The 11,158-nt window shown below is 65.1% G+C and carries 7 protein-coding genes; 3 read left to right on the forward strand and 4 right to left on the reverse strand.

Annotation, left to right across the window (positions count from 1 at the left end; all coding sequences use genetic code 11):
• Positions 1 to 2,370: an arylsulfatase gene (locus PO78_RS06695; protein ID WP_156147784.1), complete on the reverse strand. Its 2,370-nt coding sequence runs from the start codon at positions 2,368 to 2,370 to the stop codon at positions 1 to 3.
• Between the two features lie 144 nt (positions 2,371 to 2,514).
• Entirely contained in the window at positions 2,515 to 3,759 is a 1,245-nt protein-coding gene (locus PO78_RS06700; RefSeq protein WP_043742844.1) for an anaerobic sulfatase maturase, read from the reverse strand.
• Between the two features lie 200 nt (positions 3,760 to 3,959).
• Here PO78_RS06700 and PO78_RS06705 point away from each other — a divergent pair, with 200 nt between their 5' ends.
• The 3 genes from PO78_RS06705 (at position 3,960) to PO78_RS06715 (ending at position 8,166) form a co-directional block, all read left to right on the forward strand.
• Positions 3,960 to 5,636, forward strand: coding sequence for a sulfatase-like hydrolase/transferase (locus tag PO78_RS06705; RefSeq protein ID WP_012585039.1), 1,677 nt, complete (start codon positions 3,960 to 3,962; stop codon positions 5,634 to 5,636).
• Between the two features lie 83 nt (positions 5,637 to 5,719).
• Positions 5,720 to 7,108: a carbohydrate porin gene (locus PO78_RS06710; RefSeq protein WP_012585038.1), complete on the forward strand. Its 1,389-nt coding sequence runs from the start codon at positions 5,720 to 5,722 to the stop codon at positions 7,106 to 7,108.
• A gap of 47 nt (positions 7,109 to 7,155) precedes the next feature.
• Complete coding sequence (locus PO78_RS06715) at positions 7,156 to 8,166, forward strand: DUF1214 domain-containing protein (RefSeq protein ID WP_012585037.1); 1,011 nt, start codon at positions 7,156 to 7,158, stop codon at positions 8,164 to 8,166.
• Positions 8,167 to 8,229: 63 nt separating this feature from the next.
• On the opposite strand, the gene PO78_RS06720 is transcribed toward PO78_RS06715, so the two are convergent.
• Positions 8,230 to 9,438, reverse strand: a complete 1,209-nt coding sequence (locus PO78_RS06720) for a hypothetical protein (RefSeq protein ID WP_043742845.1) — start codon at positions 9,436 to 9,438, stop codon at positions 8,230 to 8,232.
• Positions 9,435 to 11,075: a mechanosensitive ion channel family protein gene (locus PO78_RS06725; protein WP_156147785.1), complete on the reverse strand. Its 1,641-nt coding sequence runs from the start codon at positions 11,073 to 11,075 to the stop codon at positions 9,435 to 9,437. Before PO78_RS06725 ends, PO78_RS06720 begins: the two co-directional genes overlap by 4 nt.
• Between the last annotated feature and the right edge of the window lie 83 nt (positions 11,076 to 11,158).

The following is an 11,158-nucleotide window of genomic DNA, read 5'->3' on the forward strand; positions in this document are numbered from 1 at the left end:
TTACTGACGGGCCATCGCCATGCGGATGACGTCCGCCGGATCGAGCAGGTGATCCAGGTCTTCCGCGGCCTCGTCGATCGCGAGCTGCACGCCCTTCACCTTGCCGTTGAAGGAATTGTTGCCAGGCTTGTAGTCCGGCGATACCGCCGAGCCGCCGTCCTTGCCGACATCCAGACCGTCGTCGGCGGAGAAGATCATCGCCAGCGTTGCGCCGACTTCACCTTCGCCGTCCTTCTGGCCATCGACGTACAGCGTCACCTTGCCGCCCTTGCCGAGGCCGCCACCGGCGTAGGCGAACTCCATGCGCACCTGATGCTCGCCCGGAGCCATGACCGAAGCGCCTTCGATCATGAAGTGCTTGAAGCCGCCCCAGTTGTAGCAGTACTTGAGCTTGCCGCCCTTGGCATACAGGCTCCAGCCGCCGATATCGGCGCCCTGCGCGATGATGACGCCCTCTGCCCCGCCTTGCGGGACCACGATCGCTGCGGTGACGGAGTGCGACTTGTTCTTGAGGTTGAGGACGCAGTTCTCGCCCAGGTGGCTCATGCCACCGGCCAGGAGCTGGGTCTTGCCCTTCACCAGCGTCGGCCGGCCGGCGGTGTCCGGATTTATCTTCTCGAACATCCGGTCATCGATCGGCAGCACCTTGTTGCGCGTCGCCTCGATGATCCACAGGCGCTGCAGTTCGCGCAGCTTGTCCGGCATCTCCTTCGACAGGTCCTTGGACTGCGCCCAGTCCGTGGTGGTGTCGTAGAGCTCCCAGACGTCGTCGTCGAGCGCGGGCTTCACGTTCGGAATCCACGGCGTGTAGTGCTTGGTCACCGCAGTCCAGCCCTTGTGATAGATGGCGCGGTTGCCCATGACCTCGAAGTACTGCGTCTCGTGGACTTCCGGCGCCCCGGCGTCGTTGAACGTCTTCAGCATGCTGACCCCATCGATCGGGTCCTGCTGGATGCCATCGACCGAGACCGGCTCGGGAATGCCCGCCGCCTCCAGGATGGTCGGCGCGACGTCGATCACGTGGGCAAAATGCGTGCGCAACTCGCCCTTGGCCTGGATGCCCTTCGGCCAGTGCACGATGGTGCCGTTGCGCGTGCCGCCGAAGTGCGAGGCGACCTGCTTGGTCCACTGGTAGGGCGTGTTCAGCGCATGCGCCCAACCCACCGCGAAGTGGTTGTACGACTCCGGCCCGCCGAGCTTGTCGATCCGCTCCGTCAGGTACTCGGCGGTCTCGAGGGACTGCAGGCCGTTGAAGTAGCTCATCTCGTTGAAGCAGCCGTTGAACGAGCCCTCGGCCGAGGCGCCGTTGTCGCCGATGATGTAATACACCAGCGTGTCGTCGGCGATGCCGAGATTCTCGATCGCCTCGAACAGGCGGCCCACGTGATGGTCGGTGAACTCGAGGAAGCCCGCATAGACCTCCATCTGCCGACGCAGCACCGGCTTGAACGCCTCGGGCATGTCGTCCCAGCCGGGAACGTCCTTGGGCCGGGCAGTGAGTTCGCAGTCGGCAGGAATGACGCCGAGCTTCTTCTGGCGGGCGAAGGTCTCCTCGCGCAGCACATCCCAGCCCGCGTCGAACTTGCCCTTGTACTTGTCGGCCCATTCCTTGGGCACGTGGTGCGGCGCGTGGGTGGCGCCGGGCGCGAAATAGGCGAAGAAGGGCTTGTCGGGCGAGAGGGCCTTCTGCTGCTGGATCCAGCCGATGGCCTTGTCGGTCATGTCCTCCATCAGGTGGTAACCCTCCTCGGGCGTCTTCGGCGGCGCGACCGGGGTGGTGCCCTCGACGAGCGCGGGATACCACTGGTGCGCCTCGCCACCGATGAAGCCGTAGAAGTACTCGAAGCCGCCACCGCCCGTGGGCCACTGGTCGAAGGGGCCGACCGGGCTCGACTGCCACACCGGCACCTCGTGACACTTGCCGAACTGCGCGGTGTTGTAGCCGTTGAGCTTGAGCGTCTTGGCCAGCGGCGCCATGGAGTTGGGCAGCACCGAGGAGTAGCCCGGCTGGCCGGTGGCGATCTCGGTGATGCCGGCCATGCCGGCGTTGTGGTGGTTGCGGCCGGTGAGCAGGGACTGGCGCGTGGCCGAGCAGATCGCGGTGGTGTGAAAGCGGTTGTAGCGCAGGCCGCCCGCGGCCAGCTTGTCGGCAAAGGGCGTGGCGCAGGGGCCGCCGAAGGTGCTGGGCGCGCCGAAGCCGCAGTCGTCGATGAGCACGATCAGCACGTTCGGCGCGCCCTCGGGCGGACGCAGTTGCTCGATCGGGGTGGTGACCGTGTCCGGATCCTTGGCGTCATACGAAACGAAGCGCGCCGGCGCGGTGTTCCGCATCGGAAGATGGGTACGGGGTTTCCTGTCCTGCTTGCTCATCATCGAACTCCTTGCATGAACGTAAGGTGGCGCCGCCTTGTTGCCCAACAGTGAGGGCGTTGTGCTCAGGCAGTGTAGGCGCCGGCCATGCCGGCGCCATTGGACCTTGGTCCCAGTCGGGCCGGCCGTCGCTGGGCGAGGGTCTCAGGGCGTGGCGCCCGCGAGGTCCATGATCTCGTCGGCGTAGCGCCCCTGCCTGAGCAGGCTCGCCATGGTCTTCATCGCCGGGTCGATGTGGGTGAAGAAGCCCTTGTAGCCCGCGCACAGGTAGTTCAGCCCCTGCTCGCCGTCGGGCGTGCGGATGAAGCGGTTGCGTGGGCATTCGCCGTAGCAGGCGAACAGCACCGGGCATTCCCGGCAGTACCTGGGCAGGGTGTCGTACTTGGCCTGGCCGAAGCGGCGTTGTTTTTCCGACCTGACCAGACCGCCCAGCGGCGTGTCCTTGAGGTTGCCGAGCAGGTGATCGGGCTCGACGAAGTGGTCGCAGGAATAGACGTCGCCGTTGTGCTCCAGCGCCAGCGCTTCGCCGCAGGTGGGCGAGACGATGCAGGCGTTGTGGTGCCCGAGCCAGCTGCCGAGGGCGATGTCGAAGGTCGTCACATAGACCTTGCCGACGTCGCGCCGGACCCATTCGTCGAAGATGCCGTTGAGGAACTGCCCGAACTTCTCCGCATTCACGGTACGCTCGGTGACCAGGCTGCCTTCCTGCCGGTAGAGCGGACGATCCGTGCCCTTGAGCCCGCCCCAGCCCTGGTTGGCGACGGCGAGGGTGTCGGGTGTCGCGCGCTCGACGATGGGAATGAGCTGGATGTACTCCGCCTGCAGCTCGTCACGGAAGAAGCGGTAGACCTCGAGCGGATGATCCTGGTTGGCCGCATGGACGGTGCACAGGATGTTCACATCCACCCCATGCTTGCGCAGCAGATTCCAGCCGCGAACCACCTCGTCGAAGCTGCCCTCGCCCTTCTTGGTGACACGATAGGCGTCGTGCATGGCGCGCGGCCCGTCGATGCTGATTCCGACCAGATAGTTGTGCCGCTTGAAGAAGCGCGCCCACGCATCGTCGATCAGTGTGCCGTTGGTCTGGATGGTGTGGAGGATCTGCTGATGAGGCTTCCGGTAACGCGCGGCAAGCTCCACCGAGCGCTTGTAGAAATCCAGCCCGCGCAGCATCGGCTCACCGCCCTGCCACGCGACATCGACCTGCGGCCCGAGCGAGGACTCCATCAACTGCCGGATATAGCGGTCGAGCGTGGCCTCGTCCATGAGGTGGCTATCACCGTGGTACAGGTTTTCCTTCGACAGGAAAAAGCAGTACTGGCACCCCAGGTTGCACGCGGCGCCCGCGGGCTTGGCCAGCAGGTGATATTGGGACAGGTTCGTTTGCATCTGCGCGTTCCTTCGCCTGGCGAGCGGTCTTCATCTCCGGGCAGCGCGCATGACCAGCTCCCTGGCAGGAACATCCCACGATACCCACGACGCCAACCCTAACCCGTCCGTCGGCAAGGGTGAATTAGACCTTGGTCCCATCGTCAGGCCCATGGCCTTCTCCTAAGATGGACCGACAGATCACACTGGAGGCTGGCGTCATGAGCATCGTCGAGCAAGGACAAGGACAAGGCGCACCGTACAACATCGTGTTCATCCTTACCGATCAGGAGCGTTACTTCCGCCCTGACGAACTGCCCGCCGGCTATACGCTTCCGGCACGCGAGCGCCTGGCCAAGAATGGTGTGGTGTTCGAGAACCACCGCATCAACTCCTGCGTGTGCACCCCCTCGCGCTCGGTGATCTACACCGGCCGCCACATCCAGCAGACCAGGATGTTCGACAACACGAACTTCCCCTGGATCAGCAGCATGTCCACCGACATCAAGACGCTCGGGCACATGATGCGCGAGGCCGGCTACTACACCGCCTACAAGGGCAAGTGGCACCTGACCCGCGAGTTCGAGACCGACAACACGCTCGCGGCGCCGCAGAAGATCTTCACCAAGGAGATGGAGGCCTACGGCTTTTCCGACTACCTCGGCGTCGGCGACATCATCGCGCACACTCAGGGCGGCTACCTGCACGACGGCTTGATCGCCGCCGCCGCGGCGAGCTGGTTGCGCAGCAAGGCCGCGGAGCTCGCCGAGCAGCAGAAGCCGTGGTTCCTCGCGGTGAACCTGGTCAACCCGCACGACGTGATGTTCTACAACACCGACGAGCCCGGCCAGCCCGTGCAGGGCAAGCACCATCTGACCCACCTCGCCGGCGATCCGGAGCACGCGATGTACAAGAAGCAGTGGGACATCGACCTTCCCGCCAGCTTCAAGCAGCCGATCGACGCCCCCGGACGCCCCGCCGCGCACATCGACCACACCATCGGCAACGACGTCATGACCGGCGTGATCCCGACGAACGAGGAATGGCGCTGGCGCAAGCGCCACAACTTCTACCTGAACGCCTTGCAGGACGTCGACCGTCACATCATGACGCTGCTCGACGAACTGGAGGACCGCGGGCTGGCTTCGAACACCATCGTCATCCTGACCTCGGACCACGGCGAACTCGGTGGCGCACACCAGATGACCGGCAAGGGTGCCACCTCCTATCGCGAGCAGAACAACGTGCCCTTGATCGTGGCGCATCCGGCCTTTGCGGGGGGCAAGCGCTGCAAGGCCGTGACCACCCACCTCGACCTCGCGCCGACCCTGATCGCGCTCACCAACGCGAGCCCGGAGACAAAGGCGGCAATCGCCCAGACGCTGCCGGGCAAGGACTTCTCGCCCGTGCTCGCCGCGCCGGAACAGGCGAACGTCGACACCGTGCGCGACGGGCAGTTGTACTGCTTCAACATGTTCGCCTCGCTGGACGGCAGCTTCCTGCAGAAGGCCAGCGCGCTCCTTGCACAGCCGGGTGGCGCGGCGAAGATCAAGGAATCCGGCCTGCGCCCCGACCTGAGCAAGCGCGGCGCGATCCGCAGCGTGTTCGACGGCCGCTACCAGTTCACCCGCTACTTTTCGCCCAAGCAGCACAACCGGCCGACATCGATCGACGAGCTGTTCGCACTCAACGACGTCGAGCTGTTCGACCTCCAGAACGACCCGGACGAAGTCGACAACCTTGCCCAGGACCCGGTCAAGAACGCCGCGCTGCTGCTCATGATGAACGACAAGCTCAACCGGCTGATCGACGAGGAAGTCGGCGAGGACGTCGGCCAGATGCTGCCGGGCGGCGTGGATGGCGGCTGGGTGGCGACCCCCGCGGTGCACGACCTCTGACTCGCACGCTGATCTGGCCCCTTCCGGGGCGGTCGGGCAAGGCCCTGCCGCCCCATGGACAACCTGAAAAAGAGACCGGAAAAATGAAGAAAACCCTTGGACTCGGCGCCTTGATCTCCGCGCTCGGCACGTCCATGCCGCTGCAGGCCATGCCCTACGACACGCCCGACACCTGGGGCGGCGATCTCGAATCCCGCGCCCGCCTGACCGGCAACTGGGGCGGTGCGCGCGACGACATGGCGAAGAAGGGGGTCGTCCTCGACATGGACGTGTACTGGATGCCGCAGAAGATCACCAGCGGCGGGCGCGACAGCGCCAGCGGCGACTGGGGCAACGCGATCCTCACCCTCAACGTGGATACGCAGAAGCTGGGGCTGTGGCCCGGCGGCTTCTTCAAGCTCCAGACCGTGACCAGCTTCGGCGACACGCTGCTGAAGGAAACCGGCGCCATCGTGCCGGCCAACCTGTCGTGGATGCTGCCGACCATCACCCCGGACACCGGCGTGCAGGAGATCACCTACACGCAGTTCCTCAGCCAGCATTTCGGCGTGTTCCTGGGCAAGATCAACGCCATCGCGCCGACCAACGTGCTGCATGGCGACTACACCACCGGCTTCCAGAACACGGGCATAAACATGCCACTCGCGCTCGCCATGGTTCCGCTGTCGGCGTATGGGATCGGCGCGCTGTACCTGCCCTCGCACGACGTGACGCTGGCCGGCATGGTGCTGGATGCGAACGGCACGATCAAGAACGACAACCTGAGCAATGCCTTCGACGACGGCATCATGGCGCTCGCCAGCGCGGACCTGAAGATCCGGCCCTGGGGCCTCCCGGGCCACCAGAACCTGACCGTCGCCTGGAGCAACAAGGACCGCACCTCGCTCGTCCAGGATCCGTCCAACATCGCCGGACTTCTGCTCACCGCGCACTTCCCGCGCCTCGGCAACCCCGGCCCGATCCTCAGCGAGATCCTCGACGCGCATCCCGTGGCCGCCAAGATTCCCCCCGACCCCTTGAACAAGGAAAGCGAAACCTGGGCCGCCGTCTACAGCTTCGAACAGTTCGTCTGGCAGCCCGCGGGTGACCCGAAGCGCGGCATCGGCACCTTCTTCAGCGTCGGCGTAAGTGACGGCAAGGCGAACCCGATCCGCTACAGCTACTCGCTCGGGCTGGTCGGCAAGGGCGTGGTGCCGGGCCGGCCGAACGACGACTTCGGCCTCGGCTGGGCGCGCACCGAGTTCAGCGACCACTTCGTGCCCTACCTGCGCGATCGCTTCAACCTCGGCCTCGATCACGAAGACGTCGTCGAGCTGTACTACAAGGCCTCGATCACCCCCTGGCTGAGCATCACTCCCAGCCTGCAGGTCGTCTCCCAAGGGCTGAACAAGGTGTTCAACGCGAGCGCACCCGGCTTCGAAGACCTGGACACCGCCTACATCGCAGGCGTGCGGGTCGGCGTACGCTTCTGAACGGGACGCCAACGCTCCGCAAACCAGCCGGGAAGGGACTTACGAGCATGAACAGATACCTGATGATCGCCGCAGTCACTGGAATCATGGGACTCGACCCAGGCGCCGGTTTCGCGGCGGAGAAGGTCACGGTGGACAGCTTCGTGCGCGCCGAGACCGACATGACGCTCGACCGCTACGTCAGGCAGGGCGCGCTGGGCAAACTCATCCACATCCGCATGCCCGTGCCGATCGACAGGCAGGACGTGATTCGCATGAATCGCGACACGCTGTATTCCGCCGGCGTCTTCGACCTCTCCGCACCGGTCACCATCGTCAAGCCGGAAACCGGGGGGCGATTCCAATCGATGCTGGTCATCAACCAGGACCACTCGATGCTGCCCGCAGAGCACGGCGCGGGCGAGTTCACCTTCACCCAGGAGAAGATGGGCACGCGCTACATGATCGTGCTCTTCCGCACCTTCGTCGATTCAAACGACCCGACTGATATCAAAGCGGCCAACGCCCTGCAGGACAAGATCGTGGTGAAGCAGGCGGCCCCAGGGAAGTTCGAGATTCCGGAATGGGATGAGGCCTCACTGAAGAAGGTCCGCGATGCCATCAACGTTCTGGCGGCGACCCGGACCAGCGCCAAGGGCATGTTCGGTGACAAGGCCAAGCTCGATCCGATCAGCCACCTGCTCGGCACGGCCTTCGGCTGGGGCGGGAATCCGGAAGAAGCCGCCATTTACGACAACGTTGTGCCTGCGGAGAACGACGGCAAGACGCCCCATTCGGTCACGGTCAAGGACGTGCCTGTCGATGGCTTCTGGTCCATCACCGTTTACAACAAAGACGGCTTCATGGAGAAGAACGACCAGAACGTCTACTCGCACAACAACGTGACGGCCAAGAAGAACCAGGACGGGAGCGTGACCATCCACTTCGGCGCTGGCACCGATGCGCTCAACAATGTGCCGATCACCCCGGGCTGGAACTACATCGTCCGCATGTATCAGCCGCGCAAGGAAATCATCGACGGCACCTGGAAGTTCCCGGTCGCCCAACCGACGAAGTAGGAGAAGAGCAAATCCGGCACAGTTCAGTGCCGGATTTGCTCTCCGAGAGCTCGCTTCCCAGTCTCAGAACATCAGGCCGACCAACGCCTTCACCAGCGCGTCGAGCGGCATCATGGTGAGGGTGAGCGGAAGCATCGGCAGCAGGATCGCCACCACCAGCGGGATCAGCGCCTCGGGGGCGATCGGCACCGAGCGCATGTTCTCGATGACCTCGTAGCTGCCCCCCATGTCGGCAAGGGCCGAGATATCCGGGCTGCCCAGGAGCGGCTCGTCGGCCGGGGCGCCGCCGCGCACCCACTTGGTGTCGAACTCGCCGGCCAGGCGCTGCGCGAGGACGCCATACTCGTCGAGCCCCGTCCGCCTCAGTTGCGCGAGTTGCCCGGCGAACACCGCCAGCGGCGCCAGCGCCAGCAGCAGCAAAACCACCACCATCGCACCAATCTCGAGCGCGAAATCGGGCAGGCTGGCGCCGCGATGCACGATGCGATTGAGCAACTGGCCGGCAAGCACGACGCTATGCGCCAGGGCCAGCAGCGCGAACGCGCTGATCGAATGGGCAAGGAAACCGAGACCGCCGGCGCGGTCCGGGTGGGTCGGTACCAGGCGGAGCGGGAGGCGCGACACCTGCCACATGAAGCGCGCCCAGATGAAGACCCGGTAGTACCAGCGCAGCATCAGGAACTGGAAGATGGGCAGGCTCACGAAACCGTACCAGAGGCCCGCCATCGACAGTTCGGCGCCGCCCGGTGACAGTTCCGAGAACCAGGTCGTGCCGTCGATCGGGACGTAGTGCTTCAACACCACCAGAACGCCCACGGCATACACCAGCGCAATGATCACCAGCTCCGCGACCACCGAGTTTCGCGCCTTGAAGGCCGAGCCGAGGGCGGTATCGAAGCACTCGCGGGCATCGAAGGGAATCAGGCCTCGCGCCTCGAAGGCCTTTACCACCGGGCGCAGGCGCTGGTGCGCCACGAACTCGGCGACGAACAACAAGGGCAGCGCCACCATAAACCGGATGTGAACCGCGAAGTCGTAGAAGAACGGGACAGGAACGCCCGCCCCCACCGCCCTGCCCTCGATGACCGACAGCAGCAGCAGCGGCAGCCAGGCAACGAACGCAACAACGACGATCCTGCGCCTTAGGAGCAGGAGCTCGTCGGTCGACAGATGAGTACGGCAGAACAGCCTGAACAGCGGACCGCCCAGTACGGGAGAAAAATACGCGCGATCGCCGTCAGCGTCCGCCTGCGGCGCACTCCAGTGGCTCATCTGTTGTCCTCGTGTTGCAGTGGCACGGCGTTCGGCGCTCCGGTAGCCGCGGCAGTAGGCTGCGCAGGCGCCGCATACCACCGCTCGCGCGGCACGAGCTTCGGCTCGTCCGGATCGCCCTCGTAGGCCGGAGTCATGATCTGCACGCCATACTCGTTGAAGACGTCGAGGATGTTGCGGTGCAGCACGTTGTACAGGCCGTACATGGCGTGCGCGTCCTTGCAGTAGGCGTTGATCTCATAGTCGACGCAGAAGTCGCCCAGCTTCTGGTGAATCACGAAAGGCGGCGGCTCGCGCAGCAGACCGGACGTGCGCGCCGCGGCCTCGAGCAGCATGGCTTCCACCTGACGCCACGGCGTCTCGTAGCCGATGCCGACGTTCGTGTGCAGGATCAGCCCCATCTTGCCCGCCAGCTTGCTGTAATTGACCACCTCGCTGCCGAGGATCATCGAATTGGGGATCGCCACGATCTCGTTCTTCAGCGTGCGCAAATGGGTCACGAGCAGGCGGGCCTCATGCACGTCGCCGATGTACTCCCCGATCCGCACGCGATCACCCAGCTTGAACACCCGGCGATACGTCATCGTGTAGCCGGCGATGATGTTGCCGATCACCGACGACGAACCCAGCGAGACGATCACCCCCAGCAGCAGGGACATGCCCTTGAAGGCATCGGAGTCCGACCCCGGGATGTAGGGATAGGCGACCGCGGCGGCGATGGCGATCAGCAGCACCTTGACGAGGCGATACGTCGGCAGGGCCCAGTCCGGCTCGAAGTCCGCGAGGGTGAGGCGGCCCGCCCCCACATTGTCGAAAAAGTGCTTGATCAGCCTCAGCGCATAGCGGACCAGGACGAAAAGCACCGCGAGGAAGATCAGATCCGGCAGCGCCGCGACCAAGCCGACCGCGAAGGTGCGCAGCGGCTTGACGACCAGGGCGATGAGGTCGATGGCGAAGCCGCGGGTCCACGGAAACAGCAGCAGCACGGAGCCGAAATAGACATGGAGAGCCACCAGCACGGCCGCGAGCCACAGCAGGTTCAGCACGCTGGTGAGCGCCGCCCACATCTGCCGGGCGCCGACTACCCGGAAGCCGAAGACCTTGACGTCGTGGATCCGGGTGCCGATGCGCTGCTCGGTGAACCGGCGCCAACGGCGCATGAGCAGCGCTCCCACCCAGAACCCCAGCCCAAGGGCAAGCGTCGCGCCGACCGCGTACAGCCCGTTGCGCACCAGAGTCGCCGGCAGGCGATCATGCCGCCAGACCTCGACCGCTTCGCCGACACGGTGGACGACCGTCGTGGCGAGCGTACGCGCATCGACCCCCTCGAGTTCCGCGTCGGCAGCATGGATGGCCATCATGCGCGTGTTCCCCGCCATGACCTGCGCCACACCGGGTTGCGACTCGTCGATGCGCAGATCCTCGCGCTTGAAGCCGGGGTCGGCGGCGAGCGCGACGATGCGCTCGGCGACCAACTGGGCGCGCTTTTCGGCGGGAAAGGCCGACGTGCCGCGGACCCTGAACAGCACCGCACCGTCGACGACGACCTCCACGCTGACCTCGTCGTCCGCCTCGGGACCCTGCGTGCGGACGTCCGCCGCGCCGGCCGCCGCCGCCCAGGCGAGGGCGAAGAGCAAGGAGCAGACAGACAGCCACTGAATACCTTTATTCAGCATTTTCCATCCCTCCAGGCATCGTCCACACCTCGATCCTCGGCGTA

This window comes from Thauera sp. SWB20, assembly GCF_000831325.1.
In the GTDB taxonomy this organism is placed as follows: domain Bacteria; phylum Pseudomonadota; class Gammaproteobacteria; order Burkholderiales; family Rhodocyclaceae; genus Thauera; species Thauera aminoaromatica.